This window comes from Mycobacterium parmense, from assembly GCF_010730575.1.
Taxonomy (GTDB): Bacteria; Actinomycetota; Actinomycetes; order Mycobacteriales; family Mycobacteriaceae; genus Mycobacterium; species Mycobacterium parmense.
Genome location: NZ_AP022614.1, coordinates 4665623 through 4682146 on the forward strand (window position 1 = coordinate 4665623; position 16524 = coordinate 4682146).

Genomic DNA, 16524 nt, shown 5'->3' on the forward strand with positions numbered 1-16524 from the left:
CGAGCTGGTGACCAACGCGGCACCCGTTCCAAAGGTTATGCCGCGCAATGATGTCGGGTCTGCCATGGTGGGCGCGCTGACGTCGGTGATCGGCGCCGGCGGGATCTGGGCCGGCATATCGGGGATGTTCGGTGCGGTTCGCGCCGTCCACATCGCGTGGCTGCTCCCACTGTCGGGTGTGCAGTTGAAGCTCGATCCTCTGGGTGGCTTCTTCATGGCGCTCACCGGCGCAGTGGCGGTCGTGGTCGGGATTTACGTGATCGGGTATGCCCGCCGCGGGCATCTCGGGTGGGCCAGCCTGTCGGTGTTGCCGATATTCGTCGCGGCGATGCTGCTGGTACCAGCCGCCGGGTCGGTGACGACGTTTCTGCTGGCCTGGGAGTTGATGGCGATCGCGTCTCTGGTGCTCGTACTGGCGGGCCACACCCGTGCGCAGGTTCGCTCCGCGGGGCTGGTTTACGCGGTGATGACCCAGTTGGGGTTTGCGGCGATCCTGGTCGGTTTGATGACATTTTCGGCGGCGGGCGGTGCGGACCGGTTCGCTGACTTGCACCGGATCTCGCCGGGTGAATCCACCGCGGTGTTCGTGTTGACGTTGGCCGGCTTCGGGTCGAAAGCCGGGCTGGTGCCGCTGCACGCCTGGCTGCCGCGCGCTCACCCGGAGGCGCCGAGTCCGGTGTCGGCGCTGATGAGCGCGGCGATGGTCAACCTGGGGATATACGGCATCTGCCGGATCGACCTGCAGCTGCTCGGGCCGGGACCGCGTTGGTGGGGGCTGATCCTGATGGTCGTCGGCGCGGTATCGGCGCTCTATGGCGTGGTGCAGGCTTCGGTGGCCACCGACCTCAAGCGGCTACTTGCCTATTCGACCACCGAAAACCTCGGATTGATCGCGCTGGCATTGGGAGCCGCGACACTGTTCACGGCCTGCGGCACCTATGCGCCGGCGACCATCGCCGCCGCCGCGGCGATGCTTCATCTGATCGCACACGCGGCGTTTAAGAGCCTCGGGTTCCTGGCGGCGGGTTCGGTGCTGGCGGCGACCGGGCTCCGAGACCTCGACCGGCTGGGCGGACTGGCCCGCCGGATGCCCGCGACAACCGCCCTGTTCGGCGTGGCCGCACTCGGAGCGTGCGGGCTACCACTGGGTGCCGGGTTCGTCAGCGAGTGGTTGCTCGTGCAGTCGCTGATCCACACGCCTCCCGGGCAGGCCACCATCTTGGCCCTGACCACGCCGCTGGCTGTGGGGGTCGTAGCGCTGACCGCCGGCCTGGGCGTCGCCGCGATGGTGAAGGCATTCGGGATCGGGTTTCTGGCGCGGCCTCGCTGCGACGAGAGTGCCCAGGCCCGCGAGGCAGGGCGCAGCATGCTGGCCGGCATGGCGATTGCGGCGGCGGCCTGTGTGACGCTGGCGGTGGCGCCCTCGCTGGTCGCACCCGCGCTGCGCGCGGCAGTCGCCGCGCTCCCGGCAGCCCGGACGGTGGGTTTCACCGATTTCGGCGTCATGGTGCGACTGCCGGGCGTGCAGGGTTCGATTGCGCCCGCTGTGATCGCGGCCTGCGTCGTGGCGGCTGCGCTGAGTGCGGCCGGCCTCGCGCGCTGGCGTCGCGGGCGCCGACCGGCGCCCGCCACATTGCCGCTATGGGCTTGTGGGGCAGACGCTCTCACCGCGCGGATGCAGTACACGGCCACGTCGTTCGCTGAGCCGTTGCAACGAGTCTTCGACGACGTCCTGCGTCCCGACACCGATATCGAGGTCACGCACACTCCCGAGTCGCAGTATCTGGCCGAGAAGATCGTCTACCGCACGACCATCGCCGACGGGATAGAGGAGCGCTTCTACAGGCCGGTGATCCACGCGGTGGCAGCCGCGGCGGAAACGGTGCGGCGCGCGCACACCGGCAGCGTGCATCTCTACCTGGCATATGGTGCGCTCGGTGTGCTGACCGTGCTGGTGGTCGCCCGATGAACGCCCTTTCCTACGTTGCGGGCGCGGTGCAGATCGGCACCGTGATGGTCGGTGCGCCGTTGGTGGTCGGCCTCACTCGGCAGGTGCGCGCGCGCTGGGAGGGTCGCGCCGGTGGTGGTGTCCTGCAGCCGTGGCGCGACATTGCCAAACAGCTCGGCAAACAACAGATAACGCCGCGAGGAACGACGGTGGTGTTCGCGGCGGCGCCGGCCGTCGTCGCCGGATCCACCTTGCTGATCGCGGCGATCGCGCCGCTGGTCGCCACCGGGTCACCCCTGGATTCCAGCGCGGACTTGTTCGCCGTGGTCGGACTGCTGTTCTTGGGTACCGTCGCGCTGACCCTGGCCGGCATCGACACCGGGACCTCGTTCGGCGGGATGGGCGCCAGCCGCGAGATCACCATCGCCGCCTTGGTCGAGCCCACCATCTTGCTCGCGGTCTTCGCGCTGTCCATCCCGGCGGGGTCGGCCAATCTCGGCGCCCTGGTGGCGAATACCATCGCCCACCCCGAGCAGGTTCTCTCGTTGGCCGCGGTGCTGGCGTTCACCGCGCTGGTGATCGTGATCGTCGCCGAGACCGGGCGTCTTCCGGTGGACAACCCGGCCACCCATCTCGAGCTGACCATGGTGCACGAGGCGATGATCCTCGAGTACGCGGGTCCGAGGCTGGCGCTGGTCGAGTGGGCCGCCGGCATGCGACTGGCCGTCCTGCTTGGTCTATTGGCAAACCTGTTCGCGCCGTGGGGAATCGCCGGCAGCCATCCCGGCGCGGCCGATATCGTCGTCGGCCTCGCCGCGGTGGTGATCAAGGTCGCGATGCTGGCCGGACTGCTCGCAACCGTGGAGGTGTTCGTCGCCAAGTTGCGGCTGTTCCGGGTTCCCGAACTGCTCGCGGGGTCGTTTCTCCTGGCGCTGCTCGCGGTCACCGCCGCCAACTTCTTCGGAGTGCCCGCATGACGTACGACGACTTTGCCGTATTGGTCGACCTCGCCGCCGGCGGGCTGATCTTGTCCGCGGTGCTGATCGTGTGGCGCCGCGACTTGTCCGCGATCATCCGTCTGCTGGCCTGGCAGGGTGTCGCTTTGGCGGCCATTCCCATCTTGCGCGGATTGCACGACACCGACCATGCGCTGATCGGTGTTGGCCTGGCGGTGGTGGTGTTGCGCACCGCGGTGTTGCCCCGGGCGCTGGCCCGAGCACGCGGCGCCGAGCCACAGTTCCAGCGCGAGGCCACCCCGCTGGTGAACACCGCCACGTCGCTGCTCATCACCGCCGTCTTGACGCTGGCGGCGTTCGCCGCCACCCGGTCATTGGTGAAACTGCAGCCCGCGGCCACCACCAACGCGGTCCCGGCCGCCACGGCGGTCGTGCTCATCGCCTTGTTCATGATGGTCACGCGGCGGCATGCGTTGTCGCAAGCGGTGGGATTTCTCATGCTGGACAACGGCATCGCCGCGACGGCGTTCCTGCTCACCGCCGGGGTGCCGCTGATCGTCGAACTCGGCGCCTCGTTGGACGTGTTGTTCGCCGTCATCGTGATCGGCGTCCTCACCGGCAGGCTTTCCCGCAGCTTCGGTGGCGCCGACCTGGATGCGTTGCGGGAGTTGCACGATTGATGACCGGATTACTGCTCGCCGCGATACTCACGCCGATCGCTGCATCGATTGCCATGATGATGTTCGGCTGGCGCCGGGAGACCGCCACCGGGGTCTTGCTCTCGGCGGTAGCAGTCCTGGGTTGCGGCGCGGCGCTGGGAGTCGGGGTTGGATCGGAGGCCCGATTCGCCTTGGGTGGGCTGCTGCGTGTGGATGCGCTCACCGTGACCATGCTGATCGTCATCGGGATCGTTGCCACACTGGCCAGCTGGGCCAGCATCGGCTACCTCGACGCCGAACTCGCGCACGGCCACACCGACGGGCGCGCGTCTCGGACGTACGGCTCGCTCACCGCGGCGTTCCTGGCGGCGATGGTTGTTGCGGTGTGCGCCAACAACATCGGCGTGGTCTGGGTCGCCGTCGAAGCCACCACAGTGATCACCGCCTTCCTGGTCGGACACCGTCGCACCCGCGCGGCACTCGAAGCCACCTGGAAGTACGTCGTGATCTGCTCGGTCGGCATCGCGATCGCTTTTCTGGGCACGGCGCTGCTGTACTTCGCCGTCGAACACGCCGGCGCGCCGGCCGCCGCCGCCCTGAACCTCGACGTGGTCACGGCGTACGCGGGCCGGTTGGATCCAGGAATCGCTCGACTGGCGGGCGGTCTGCTGCTCATCGGGTACGGGGCCAAGGCCGGGCTCTTTCCCTTCCATACCTGGTTGGCCGACGCGCACAGCCAGGCCCCGGCACCCGTTTCGGCACTGATGAGCGGGGTGCTTCTCTCGGTGGCGTTCTCGGTGCTTCTTCGCATCAGACCGGTCATCGACACCGCCACCGGGCCCACCTTCATGCGGTCGGGGCTGCTGGTGGTCGGGTTGGCGACGCTGGTGATCGCAGCCTTGATGCTGACGGTGACATCCGACATCAAACGGATGCTCGCCTACTCGTCGATGGAGAACATGGGCCTGATCGCGATCGCCGCGGCCGCCGGGACGACGCTGGCGATCGCTGCGCTGTTACTTCACGTGCTTGCGCACGGGATCGGCAAAACGGTCCTGTTCTTGGCGAGTGGTTCGCTGCAGGCTGCACACGATTCCACTGCGATCGCTGACATCAGCGCGGTTCTGCGACGCTCCCGGCTGATCGGTGTATCGCTCGCCGTGGGCCTGATCGTGTTGTTGGGGCTGCCGCCCTTCGCGATGTTCGCCAGCGAATTGGCCATCGCGCGCTCGCTCGCCGACGCCCGACTCACCTGGGCACTCGGTGCGGGCATGCTGATGGTCGCGATCGCCTTCGCCGCGCTGGCGCGCAACGCGGGCCGCATCCTCTTGGGGAATTCGACCGGCGCGCCGCTGATCACTGTGCCCGCAACGGTCGGCGCGGCCCTGGTCCTCGGCGTCGTGGCATCGATTGCCCTCGGTATCACCGCCGGCCCCCTCACCGCCCTGTTCATCACCGCGGGCGCCGGCGTTGGGGTACATCATGGGCCATAATCTCCTGCACTACAGGGTGTCCCAGGAGGAACTGGCCGAGATGGCCGGAGAGATGCTGGCCGACGGGTTTCGGCTGGCAATGATGGCGGCTCACGACGACGGTGCTACCTTGCGCGTCGTCTACTTGTTCCTCGCCGGCTGGCCGGATCGGCGCGTCGAGCTCGAATGCGTTGTGCCCAAAAGTGACCCGGAGTTGCAATCGCTTGCGTACCTGTCGTTTGCGGCGAGCAGGTTCGAGCGCGAAATGGCCGATTTGTACGGGATCCGGCCGGTCGGACATCCCAAGCCGCGGCGACTGGTGCGTCATGGCCACTGGCCGGAGGACTGGTACCCCATGCGCCGCAACGCCGCACCCGTCAAGGAATTCGCGCAGTCCGAGGACTTTCCTTTCGTCACTGTCGAGGGGCCCGGCGTGTACGAGATACCGGTCGGCCCCGTACATGCCGGGCTGATCGAGCCCGGACACTTCCGTTTCTCCGTCGCCGGCGAAACGGTGCTGCGACTCAAGGCCCGGTTGTGGTTTGTCCACCGCGGCTTGGAAAAGCTCTTCGAAGGGCGGGCCGCTGACGACGCTGTAGGCCTGGCCGAACGGGTCAGTGGCGATACCTCCGTCGGTCACGCGCTAGCCCACTGCCTCGCCGTCGAGGACGCGCTGGGAATCCGGCTTTCCGACGGGGCGCACCGGCTGCGGGCACTGCTCGTTGAGCTCGAGCGGCTTTACAACCATGTCGCCGATCTCGGCGCCCTGGCCAACGATGTGGGATTCGCACTCGCCAACGCGCACGCTCAACGCATCCGGGAAAAATTGCTGCGGCTCAACGCGGACGTCACTGGAAATCGCCTGCTGCGCCGCGCTATCCGCCCCGGCGGGATCAGGCTGCGAGCCCTGCCCGACGTTGCTGTGCTGAAATCCATCGCGGCGGACGTCGCCGAGGTTGCGGAACTGACGTTGCGCAACGCCGTCGTGTACGACCGATTCGCCGGAACCGCCGTCCTGCACGCCCAGGACGCTCACGCCATGGGCTGCCTCGGCTACGTCGCGCGAGCCAGCGGTATGCGGACCGACGCGAGAGTCGAACATCCCACCATCGCGCTGCCCGTCACCGAGATCACTGCCGCGGCAGGTGACGTGCTTGCCCGTTACACGGTGCGCCGGGAAGAGTTCGCCGCGTCAACCGAGTTGTTATGCCACCTGATCGAATCACATTCCGGCGCAAACGAATACGTTAGTGTCCGGCCTTCTCGAGCTCAACCTGGCAGCGGTATCGGCATTGTCGAGGGCTGGCGGGGCACCATTGTCCACCGCGTCGAAATCGGTGCGGCAAATCGCATCACCCGCGCGAAGATCGTCGACCCGTCCTGGCTCAACTGGCCCGCGCTGCCCGTCGCGATGGCTGACACCATCGTCCCCGACTTCCCGCTGGCCAACAAAAGCTTCAACCAGTCCTACGCGGGCAACGACCTATGACAAACCAATCCGTGTCCGGCTACCCCTCGCCCGCCAATGCGAACCGGCCGTCGGCCGTCTGGGTCACCAGGCCGTCGGCAAGCAACGAATACAGGGCCCGGTCGCGTTGGGCGGTGTCGCTGCGCCATGCCACATCCAGCTCGGTGCGCGTGACGGGAGAGTCGTTGGCGCGCAGCACGTCCAGCAAGCGGCCGCGGACCTGGCGGTCGGTGCCCGCGTAGGCCTGGACGCGGCGCGCCGGGCCCTGCGCCGGGGGATACCCGGCGACCCGCCAGGCGCAGCGGCCGAGCGGGCACAGGCCGCAGCGCGGCGCGCGAGCGGTGCAGACCGTCGCGCCCAGCTCCATCAGCGCCACCGAGAACTGCGTCGCCGTCTCGTCGGCGGGCAACAGCGCCGCCACGTCGGCGTGGTCACGCGTCGCGGACGGCGCTCCCGCATCGGCCAGGCCGTGCACGGTGCGGGCCACCACCCGGCGAACGTTGGTGTCCACCACCGGCACCCGTTGCCGGTAGGCGAAACAGGCGATCGCGCGGGCGGTGTAGCTCCCGACGCCCGGCAGGGCCAGCAGGATGTCGACATCGTCGGGAACCACGTCGTCGTGGTCGCGCGCGACGACGACAGCGCATTCGTGCAGGCGCTTGGCGCGCCGCGGGTAGCCCAGCTTGCCCCAAGCGCGCAGCACGTCGGCGACGCTGGCCGCGGCGGTCGCCGAGGCGGTGGGCCAGCGCCGCACCCAGTCCGGCCAGATCGGCAGCACCCGCGACACCGGGGTCTGCTGCAGCATGAATTCACTGACCAGGATCTGCCAGGCGCTGACGCCGGGTTCCCGCCACGGCAGGTCGCGGCGCGATTGGTCGTACCACCCGAGCAACTCGGCGGCCGGAACATTTGGCCGCCCGTTCACCGGCGGGTGCGGCATGATGTCAGCCATGCCTAACACCAGTCCCGTAACCGCGTGGAAAGCACTCAAAGAGGGTAACGAGCGATTCGTCGCCGGCAAGCCTGAGCATCCCAGTCAGAGCGTCGAACACCGGGCCAGTCTGGCTGCCGGGCAGAAGCCCACGGCGGTGGTCTTCGGTTGCGCGGACAGTCGGGTGGCGGCCGAGCTCATCTTCGACCAAGGTCTGGGCGATATGTTCGTGGTACGCACCGCCGGACAGGCCATCGACTCGGCGGTGCTGGGATCCATCGAGTTCGCGGTGACGGTGCTCGACGTGCCGCTCATCGTGGTCCTGGGCCATGACAGTTGCGGTGCCGTCAAGGCTGCTCTGGGTGCGATCGAGGACGGAACGATACCTGGCGGTTTCGTGCGAGACGTGGTCGAGCGGGTCGCGCCGTCGATCCTGATGGGCCGCCGCGACGGCCTCAGGCGTGTCGACGAGTTCGAGGAACGGCATGTCCGTGAAACCGTGGCCCAGCTCCTGTCGCGTTCGACCGCGATCGCCGAGCGCGTGGCTGCGGGGACCCTGGCGGTCGGAGGCGCCACCTATCACCTGGCCGACGGGCGTGCTGTGTTGGTCGACCACGTCGGTGACATAGGCGAATAACGGCCGCGGGCCCGTTTTCGGGCCACTAACACGAACGTCGGCCGGCAAACCCGGCGACACGCCGAGGCGGGTCAGGCAAATCGGTGTGACCTGGGCCTACGCTGCGATCGTGCTGGATCTGGAACCGCGAGGCCCGCTACCGACCGAGATTTATTGGCGGCGCAGGGGACTGGCCGTGGGGGTCGCGGTCGTCGTCATCGGGATCGTGGTCGCCACGATCGTCGCCTTCATGGGCAACAGCGCGGGCTCCAAGCCCGCAAGCGCCGACAAGTCGAACGGCGCACAGAACAAGCCCGGCGCGCCCGTGCCGCAACCGCCGCAGGCGTTGGCGCCGCCAGGGCAGCCGGGAAACCCCGACGCGCCACTGCTGGGCCAGAACCCGGAATCGCCGACCCCGACCGCCGCGGTGCTCCCGCCGCCGGTGCTCAAGGAGGGCGACGACTGCCCCGACGCGACGCTGGCCGTCAAGGGACTGACCAACGCCCCCCAGTACTTCATCGGTGACCAGCCGAAATTCACCATGGTGGTCACCAACATCGGCCTGGTCTCGTGCAAGCGCGACGTCGGCGCCGCGGTGCTGGCCGCTTACGTGTACTCGCTGGACAACAAGCGACTGTGGTCCAACCTCGACTGCGCGCCGTCCAACGAGACGCTGATCAAGATGTTCACGCCGGGCGAACAGGTGACGACCGCGGTGACGTGGACGGGAATGGGCTCTGCGCCGCACTGCCCGCTGCCGCGGCCCGCGATCGGCCCGGGCACCTACAACCTGGTGGTCCAGCTGGGCAACCTGCGTTCGATGCCGGTGCCGTTCATCATGAACCAGCCGCCACCGCCGCCCGGGCCGGTGCCGGGCGCGCCGGCGCAGGCTCCGCCGCCCGAGGCGCCGCCCGCCGGCTGACGCCTTACGTCAGCGGGTCGGCGATCGTCGACTCCGCCAGCTGAGACAGCCCTTCGCGGACGTGGCGGGCCCACATCGCGCCGATCCCGTCGACCGACTGCAGGTCGCTGGCGCTGGCCGCCAGCAGGTCCTGCAGGGTGCCGAACGTCCGCACCAGCAGGTCCACGTGCGCAAACTGCAACCGGGGGATGCCGGCCATGGCGCGGTAGCCACGCGGGCTCAGCGCCGAGTCCTGCGCCTCCGCCGTGGTCGGATAGCCGAAAACCTTTGCCAGCGTGGTGAAGTCGAGTAATTCGGTGTCCGAGAGGGTGTCCAGCTCGTCGAGCATTGCGCTGATCTGCGCCTCGGCCAGCGGCTCGGGGCTGGCGTGATAGTCACGCACGATCAGCTCGCGGTCGATGTCGTTGCCGCCCAGCAGTTCCTCGAGCTGTAACCGCAGCTGGCGCCCGTCGGTGCCGAGTTCGACGACGTCGTTGTCGATCACCAGGCCGATCCGCCGGACCAGCTCGAGCCGCTGCACCACCGTCATCACGTCGCGCAGCGTGACGAAGTCCTCGATCTCGGCGCGCGAGAGCTGCCTGCTGACCTCGTCGAGCCGGGTCTTGTACCGCTCCAGCGTCGCGATGGCCTGGTTCGCGCGCGACAGGATGGTCGCGGAGTCGGCGACCACGTGGCGCTCGCCGTCGACATAGACGGTGACGATGTTCATCGAGTGGCTGACCGAGATGACCGGGTACCCGGTCTGGATGGCGGCACGTTCGGCGGAGCGGTGCCGGGTGCCGGACTCGTCGGTGGCTATCGAGGGATCCGGAACGAGCTGGACGTTGGCCCGCAGGATGCGGCTGCCGTCGGTCGACAGCACGACGGCGCCGTCCATCTTGGCCAGCTCGCGCAGCCGTGTCGGCGCGTACCGGACGTCGAGCGCGAATCCGCCGTCGCAGATCGCCTCGACGCTCTCGTCGTTGCCGAGGACGATGAGCGCGCCGGTGCGGCCGCGGAGGATGCGCTCCAGGCCGTCGCGCAGCCCGGTGCCGGGGGCCAGGCGGGCGACGGTCTCACGCAGCGTCGGACGGGTCACAGCGTGTCATTGTGCGGCCCGGCGGCGTCATGCGTCCAGCCGGTCGCGTTGGTCGGCGATGTCTTTGATGTGCCGCAGTGCCGCGACGATGGTCGGTGCCCGCAGCGCCCGCATCCCTTGCGGCACGATGTCGCGGCGCGGGTCGTCGCCGTCCGGGATGAGCGCGATGGTGAATCCCTGGCGCGCGGCCTCGGCGAGCCGCCGTTCGATCCCGCTGACGCGCCGCAGGTCCCCGGCCAGCCCCACCTCGCCGATCATCACCGCGGTGGTCGGCAACGGCAGGTTCGCGTACGCCGAGGCCAGCGCCGCCGCGACGGCGAGGTCGGAGGACGCGTCGGTCAGCCGCATGCCGCCGACGGTGGACAGGTAGATGTCGTTGGGCGCGAGCGTCAGCTTGCCGTGCTTCTCCAACACGGCCGTGATCATCGCGGCCCGAGAATGGTCGATGCCGCTGACGGCGCGGCGTGGCGAGCCCCCCGACGGCGTGGCGAGCAGCGCCTGGACCTCGCCGGTGAGCGGCCGCTTGCCGTCGAGCGTCACGGTGATCGCGGTGCCGGCGACCGGCGCCGGCCGCTGGTCCAGGAACAGGTTCGACGGGTCGGCGACATCCTCGATCCCGTTGTCGTGCAGCGTGAAACAGCCGACCTCGTCGGCCGCGCCGAAGCGGTTCTTGACCCCGCGCACCATGCGCAGCGGGCCGTTGCGGTCGCCCTCGAAGTGCAGCACCACGTCGACGAGGTGCTCGAGGGAGCGCGGGCCGGCGATGGCGCCGTCCTTGGTGACGTGGCCGACGAGGATCAGCGCGACGCCGCTGGACTTGGCCGCCGCGGTGAGCGCGGCGGTGACCGCGCGCACCTGGGTGACGCCGCCGGCGACGCCGTCGGCCTCGGTGGTCGACATGGTTTGGACCGAGTCGACGATGACCAGGGCGGGCCGCACCGTGGCGATGTGGTCTAGCACGGTGTGCAGGTCGGACTCGGCGGCCAGGAAGATCTCGTCCCCGCGGCAGCCGATCCGGTCCGCCCGCAGCCGGATCTGGCCGGCGGACTCCTCGCCGGAGATGTAGAGGGCGCGCCGGCCGGCCTGCGCCCAGCGGTGCGCGACCTTGAGCAGCAGCGTCGACTTGCCGACGCCGGGGTCACCCGCCAGCAGCGTCACGGAACCGGGCACCACGCCGCCCCCGAGCACCCGGTCGAGTTCCCCGACGCCCGTCGAGCGGTGGCGGCTGGCGTCGGGCTCGACGGACGTGATCGGAACCGGTCGCGAAGCCGTGCCGAGAGCGCCACCCGGGGCGCGGCGGCCGCCGCGGGAGACGCCTACCGCGCTGTGGCCGACGACCTCATCGACGGTCCCCCAGGTGCCGCACTCGAGGCAGCGCCCGAACCATTTCGGGGTGACATGCCGGCATTCCGAGCAACGGTATTGCGAACGCGGATTTGCCACGCCATGACGGTATCGGCCCGGTCCGACAAGACCGATCCGCGACAGGCCGTCAGGCGCCTTCGATTTGCTGCGGCGGCGGCTTCAAACCCGCGGAAATGGGCACCTGCACGGTGGCCTGACCCGCCTTTTCGAAATTGAAAGTGAAGCTGTAATTCAGGCCGTTGGTGACGGGCTTGGACAAAGTGACGGTCGCCTTGGCCGCGTTGTTGTTGTCGATCGGGCCGGGCGCCACCTTCTGGCCGTCCGGCGTGCCGATGAACAACATCCCCCCGGCGGGCAGCCGGCCGTCGCCGGTGAGCGTGACCGTGCCGATGTCACTGGTGATGCCGACCAGCCGGTCGGGCACGTCCGCCGACTGGTTGACCGCCACCGCGACCAGGTCCACCGTCCGGCCGGGCTGCAGGAAGTCGCCGGTCTGGGCCGCCTGGATGCGGATGTCGCGCAGCGCCACATTGTTGAAGGTGACCTTGTTGCCGTTGACGGCCGGCTCCTGGGTGGCCATCTGCGAGATCTGGCCCGCGCCGCAACCGCTGAGCAGCGCGGCGGTCAGGGCGAGCGCCGCGGCCGGCGCGACGCCGCCCGCGCCACGACGGGACGGGAGGCTGGTCTTGAAGCGGTTCACTCGAAGTCTCCTGCCGGCCGGTTCAAACCAATGCAACTATGCACAGTAGTAGGAAGCCGTCGCGCGCGGTAGCGCGGGGCGTACCACACTGGTCGGCGGCCCCGGACGGCCGCTCGACGGCCGAAAAGACGCCGCTGGTATCGTGCTCCATTGCACGTTCTGTTCCCCCTGTCAACCCCTAACCTGCGCGTGTCGTGCCCCTGACCTGCACTGTTGCTTCACGAGTGTTGGGCGGCCGTGTTAGACTGAAGTAACGAAAGGGGCTCGAATCTGATGATCTTCAAGGTCGGCGACACCGTTGTTTATCCGCATCACGGTGCTGCGTTAGTCGAGGCGATTGAAACCCGCACCATCAAAGGGGAGCAAAAAGAGTATCTCGTCTTGAAAGTTGCGCAGGGCGACCTGACTGTTCGAGTTCCCGCCGAGAACGCCGAGTACGTCGGTGTCCGCGACGTCGTCGGGCAGGAGGGCCTGGACAAGGTTTTTCAGGTGTTGCGCGCTCCGCACACCGAGGAGCCGACGAACTGGTCGCGCCGCTACAAGGCGAACCTCGAGAAGCTCGCCTCCGGTGACGTCAACAAGGTGGCGGAGGTAGTCCGCGACCTGTGGCGCCGCGACCAGGAACGCGGCCTGTCCGCCGGTGAGAAGCGCATGCTGGCCAAGGCCCGGCAGATCCTGGTCGGTGAATTGGCGTTGGCCGAGAGCACCGACGACGCGAAAGCGGAGACCATCCTCGACGAGGTTCTGGCCGCCGCTTCCTGAAGGCCCTGACGCTCCCGTGGCCGAGCGGACGGGCGCCGTGTGCGCGGTGGTTCCGGCCGCGGGTTCCGGAGAACGTCTGGCGGCCGGCATCCCCAAGGCATTCTGCGAGCTCGACGGGCTGACCCTGCTCGAGCGGGCCGTCGATGGGTTGCTGGCGTCGGCGGTCGTCGACAGCGTCGTGGTCGCCGTTCCCCGCGACCGGGTCGATGAGGCCGAGCGCATACTGGGCGCTCGGGCCACCGTCGTCGCCGGGGGGGCCGACCGGACCGAATCCGTGAGCCTGGCGCTGGCCGCCGTCTCCGGGGGTGCCGGGACTGACCCGTCGAACGCGCCCGACTTCGTGCTGGTGCACGACGCCGCGCGGGCGCTCACGCCACCGGCCCTGATCGCGCGCGTGGTCGAGGCGCTGCGCGCCGGCCACCACGCCGTCGTGCCCGCGCTGCCCCTGCATGACACGATCAAAGCCGTGGATGCCGACGGCGTGGTGCTCGACACGCCCGAGAGGGCCGGCCTGCGGGCGGTGCAGACGCCGCAAGGCTTCGCCACCGATCTCTTGTTGCGCGCCTACCGCGCGCATCGCGGCGCGGGCGGATTCACCGACGACGCCTCGCTCGTCGAGCACGTCGGCGGCCGGGTCCAGATCGTGGACGGCGACCCGCTCGCGTTCAAGATCACCACCCGGCTCGACCTGACTCTTGCCGAAGCGGTCGTGCGCGGGTGAACGACCTTCCCCGGGTCGGGCTGGGCGCCGACGTCCACCCGATCGAACCCGGCCGGCCCTGCTGGTTGGTGGGTCTGCTGTTTCCCGGCGTCGACGGCTGCGCCGGCCACTCCGACGGCGACGTGGGTGCGCATGCGCTCTGCGACGCGGTGCTCTCGGCCGCCGGCCTAGGCGACATCGGCTCCGTCTTCGGCGTCGACGACCCGCGCTGGAAAGGGGTCAGCGGCGCCGCCATGCTGAGCCACGTCGTCGACCTCCTTTCGGGGCAGGGCTTCCGGGTCGGCAACGCCGCCGTGCAGGTGATCGGCAACCGGCCCAAGGTCGGCCCGAGGCGCGCCGAGGCCCAGCAGGTGCTGTCCGGTCTGCTGCGGGCGCCGGTGTCGGTGTCGGCGACGACCACCGACGGGCTGGGCCTGACGGGGCGCGGCGAGGGGCTGGCCGCAATCGCCACCGCTTTGGTGGTCGCCGCCGGGTGACCGGCGCCCGCTCGCGATCACAGGGCACCGCAATTGGCCAGGTAAGCTCGCACGTCGTGACCGATCGCCCCTTGCGGCTCCACGACACGGCAGCCGGTGCCGTCCGTGACTTCGTGCCGCTGCGTCCCGGCCACGTCTCCATCTATCTGTGCGGCGCCACCGTCCAGGGCCAGCCCCACATCGGGCACGTCCGCAGCGGCGTGGCGTTCGACATCCTGCGCCGCTGGCTGATGGCGCGCGGGTGCGACGTCGCCTTCGTGCGCAACGTCACCGACATCGACGACAAGATCCTCAACAAGGCCGCAGCCGCGGGCCGCCCGTGGTGGGAGTGGGCGGCCACCTACGAGCGGGCGTTCAGCGCCGCCTACGACGCCCTCGACGTCCTGCCGCCGTCCGTCGAGCCGCGCGCCACCGGCCACATCACCCAGATGGTCGAGCTGATGGACCGCCTCATCCAGACCGGCCACGCCTATGCCGCCGGCGGCGACGTCTACTTCGACGTGCTCAGCTACCCCGAGTACGGGCAGCTATCCGGCCACCGGATCGACGATGTCCACCAGGGCGAGGGGGTGGCCACCTGCAAGCGCGACCAGCGCGACTTCACGCTGTGGAAGGCGGCCAAGCCCGGTGAGCCGTCGTGGCCCACGCCCTGGGGCCGCGGGCGTCCCGGCTGGCACCTGGAGTGCTCGGCGATGGCCCGCACCTATCTCGGCGCGGAGTTCGACATCCATTGCGGCGGGATGGATTTGGTGTTCCCGCATCATGAGAACGAGATCGCCCAGAGCCGCGCCGCCGGTGACGGGTTCGCCCGTTACTGGCTGCACAACGGGTGGGTCACCATGGGCGGGGAGAAGATGAGCAAGTCGCTGGGCAACGTGCTGGCCATCCCGGCCATGCTGCAGCGCGTGCGGCCCGCCGAGCTGCGCTACTACCTGGGCAGCGCCCACTACCGGTCGATGCTCGAATTCTCCGAGACCGCCCTGCAGGACGCGGTGAAGGCCTACGTCGGCGTCGAGGAGTTCCTGCACCGCGTCCGCACCCGCGTCGGCGCCGTGCGGCCCGGGACGTGGACGCCAAAGTTCGCCGCGGCCCTCGACGACGACCTGGCGGTCCCGATCGCGCTGGCCGAGGTGCACCAGAGCCGCGCCGAGGGCAACCGGGCCCTCGACAGCGGTGACCACGACGCCGCGCTGCTGCACGCCGGTGCGATCCGCGCCATGATGGGGATCCTCGGCTGCGACCCGCTCGACGAGCGCTGGGAGACCCGCGACGAGACCTCGGCCGCCCTGGCGGCCGTCGACGTGCTGGTGCAGGCCGAGCTGGCGAACCGGCAGACGGCGCGCGAGCAGCGCAACTGGGCGCTTGCCGACCAGATCCGGGACCGGCTGAAGAAGGCCGGCATCGAGGTCACCGACACCGCCGACGGGCCGCAGTGGGAACTGTCGGCCCGCGACGAGAACCGCGACGGGTAATGGCCGGCAATTCGCGGCGTCGGGGGGCGATCCGCAAGTCCGGCACCAAGAAGGGACCCACGGTGGGATCGGGGGGCCAGCGTCGCCGCGCTCTTGAGGGGCGCGGCCCCACGCCACCGGCACACCTGCGCCCCAACCATCCCGCCGCCAAGCGGGCCCAGCCGCCCGCGCGCAGGCCGGCCCGCAGTCGCACCGACGAGGCCGAGACCGTGCTCGGCCGCAACCCGGTGGTCGAATGCCTGCGCGCCGGCGTCCCGGCGACCGCGCTGTACGTCGCGCTGGGTACCGAGGCCGACGAGCGGCTTACCGAATCCGTTTCCCGCGCAGCCGATCTGGGCATCGCTATTCTGGAGGTGCCGCGCACCGACCTGGACCGGATGACCGGCAACCACCTGCACCAGGGCATCGCGCTGCAGGTGCCGCCGTACGAGTACGCCCACCCCGACGACCTGCTCGCCGTCGCAACCGGCTCGCCCCCCGCGCTGCTGGTCGCGCTGGACAACATCTCCGACCCCCGGAATCTGGGCGCGATCGTGCGCTCGGTCGCGGCCTTCGGTGGCCACGGCGTGCTGATCCCGCAGCGGCGCTCGGCGTCGGTGACGGCGGTCGCCTGGCGCACCAGCGCCGGGGCGGCGGCCCGGCTTCCGGTCGCGCGGGCCACCAATCTGACCAGGGCACTGAAGGATTGGGCCGACCATGGGGTCCGGGTGGTCGGGCTGGACGCCGGCGGCGACACCACCCTGGACGACCTGGACGCCTCCGACCCGCTGGTGATCGTCGTGGGCTCGGAGGGCAAGGGCCTGTCGCGGCTGGTGCGCCAGACGTGCGACGAGGTGGTGTCCATCCCGATGGCCGGGCATACCGAATCCCTGAACGCCTCGGTGGCCGCCGGGGTGGTGCTCGCCGAAGTCGCCCGCCGACGCAGGGGGCTGACTCCGCGTTGACCTGCAGGCCGCGCCCGCCCGCTCGCCTCGGCGC

16 protein-coding genes are annotated in these 16524 nt (G+C 69.7%); 12 read left to right on the top strand and 4 right to left on the bottom strand.

What is annotated here, in order from left to right:
- Window positions 1–64 precede the first annotated feature (64 nt).
- From G6N48_RS21625 to G6N48_RS21645, 5 genes are read left to right on the top strand one after another with little or no spacing between them, the layout of a single operon-like run.
- Entirely contained in the window at window positions 65–1969 is a 1905-nt protein-coding gene (locus tag G6N48_RS21625; protein WP_139825882.1) for a proton-conducting transporter transmembrane domain-containing protein, read from the top strand.
- On the top strand, window positions 1966–2925 hold the full coding sequence (locus tag G6N48_RS21630; RefSeq protein WP_085270373.1) for a respiratory chain complex I subunit 1 family protein: 960 nt from the start codon (window positions 1966–1968) through the stop codon (window positions 2923–2925). Before G6N48_RS21625 ends, G6N48_RS21630 begins: the two co-directional genes overlap by 4 nt.
- Window positions 2922–3584, top strand: coding sequence for a hypothetical protein (locus tag G6N48_RS21635; RefSeq protein ID WP_085270374.1), 663 nt, complete (start codon window positions 2922–2924; stop codon window positions 3582–3584). Before G6N48_RS21630 ends, G6N48_RS21635 begins: the two co-directional genes overlap by 4 nt.
- On the top strand, window positions 3584–5056 hold the full coding sequence (locus G6N48_RS21640; RefSeq protein ID WP_085270375.1) for a proton-conducting transporter transmembrane domain-containing protein: 1473 nt from the start codon (window positions 3584–3586) through the stop codon (window positions 5054–5056). The genes G6N48_RS21635 and G6N48_RS21640 overlap by 1 nt, the downstream gene beginning before the upstream one ends.
- Complete coding sequence (locus G6N48_RS21645) at window positions 5043–6524, top strand: hydrogenase large subunit (protein WP_085270387.1); 1482 nt, start codon at window positions 5043–5045, stop codon at window positions 6522–6524. The genes G6N48_RS21640 and G6N48_RS21645 overlap by 14 nt, the downstream gene beginning before the upstream one ends.
- Before the next feature lie 19 nt (window positions 6525–6543).
- Here the strand turns inward: G6N48_RS21645 and G6N48_RS21650 are convergent, their stop codons facing one another.
- A complete protein-coding gene (locus tag G6N48_RS21650; protein ID WP_085270376.1) occupies window positions 6544–7455 on the bottom strand; it encodes an HhH-GPD family protein in 912 nt (303 codons plus the stop codon).
- Between G6N48_RS21650 and G6N48_RS21655 the strand changes: the two genes are divergently transcribed.
- Both G6N48_RS21655 and G6N48_RS21660 read left to right on the top strand, forming a co-directional pair.
- Entirely contained in the window at window positions 7454–8071 is a 618-nt protein-coding gene (locus G6N48_RS21655) for a carbonic anhydrase (protein ID WP_085270377.1), read from the top strand. The two genes, G6N48_RS21650 and G6N48_RS21655, sit on opposite strands and share 2 nt — an antisense overlap.
- Window positions 8072–8180: 109 nt before the next feature.
- Window positions 8181–8972, top strand: a complete 792-nt coding sequence (locus tag G6N48_RS21660) for a hypothetical protein (protein ID WP_139825880.1) — start codon at window positions 8181–8183, stop codon at window positions 8970–8972.
- Window positions 8973–8976: 4 nt separating this feature from the next.
- Here G6N48_RS21660 and disA read toward each other — a convergent pair whose 3' ends face one another.
- The 3 genes from disA to G6N48_RS21675 are packed head-to-tail and all read right to left on the bottom strand — an operon-like array spanning window position 8977 to window position 12115.
- Window positions 8977–10050 carry a DNA integrity scanning diadenylate cyclase DisA gene (gene disA / locus G6N48_RS21665; protein WP_085270379.1) on the bottom strand — a complete coding sequence of 358 codons (1074 nt, stop codon included), beginning with the start codon at window positions 10048–10050 and terminating at the stop codon, window positions 8977–8979.
- 27 nt (window positions 10051–10077) lie between these two features.
- Window positions 10078–11493, bottom strand: coding sequence for a DNA repair protein RadA (gene radA / locus G6N48_RS21670; RefSeq protein WP_085270380.1), 1416 nt, complete (start codon window positions 11491–11493; stop codon window positions 10078–10080).
- A gap of 49 nt (window positions 11494–11542) precedes the next feature.
- The gene (locus tag G6N48_RS21675; protein ID WP_085270381.1) at window positions 11543–12115 is read right to left on the bottom strand and encodes a hypothetical protein; all 573 of its coding nucleotides are present in this window, start codon (window positions 12113–12115) and stop codon (window positions 11543–11545) included.
- 273 nt (window positions 12116–12388) lie between these two features.
- Here G6N48_RS21675 and carD point away from each other — a divergent pair, with 273 nt between their 5' ends.
- The 5 genes from carD to rlmB are packed head-to-tail and all read left to right on the top strand — an operon-like array spanning window position 12389 to window position 16490.
- On the top strand, window positions 12389–12877 hold the full coding sequence (carD, locus tag G6N48_RS21680; protein ID WP_003419482.1) for an RNA polymerase-binding transcription factor CarD: 489 nt from the start codon (window positions 12389–12391) through the stop codon (window positions 12875–12877).
- A gap of 16 nt (window positions 12878–12893) precedes the next feature.
- Entirely contained in the window at window positions 12894–13598 is a 705-nt protein-coding gene (gene ispD, locus G6N48_RS21685) for a 2-C-methyl-D-erythritol 4-phosphate cytidylyltransferase (RefSeq protein ID WP_085270382.1), read from the top strand.
- Window positions 13595–14074 (top strand): 2-C-methyl-D-erythritol 2,4-cyclodiphosphate synthase, encoded by a 480-nt coding sequence (ispF, locus tag G6N48_RS21690; protein ID WP_085270383.1) that lies wholly within the window; start codon window positions 13595–13597, stop codon window positions 14072–14074. The genes ispD and ispF overlap by 4 nt, the downstream gene beginning before the upstream one ends.
- 56 nt (window positions 14075–14130) lie before the next feature.
- Complete coding sequence (cysS, locus tag G6N48_RS21695) at window positions 14131–15546, top strand: cysteine--tRNA ligase (protein ID WP_085270384.1); 1416 nt, start codon at window positions 14131–14133, stop codon at window positions 15544–15546.
- Window positions 15546–16490 (top strand): 23S rRNA (guanosine(2251)-2'-O)-methyltransferase RlmB, encoded by a 945-nt coding sequence (gene rlmB / locus G6N48_RS21700; RefSeq protein WP_085270385.1) that lies wholly within the window; start codon window positions 15546–15548, stop codon window positions 16488–16490. The genes cysS and rlmB overlap by 1 nt, the downstream gene beginning before the upstream one ends.
- The last annotated feature ends 34 nt before the right edge of the window (window positions 16491–16524 follow it).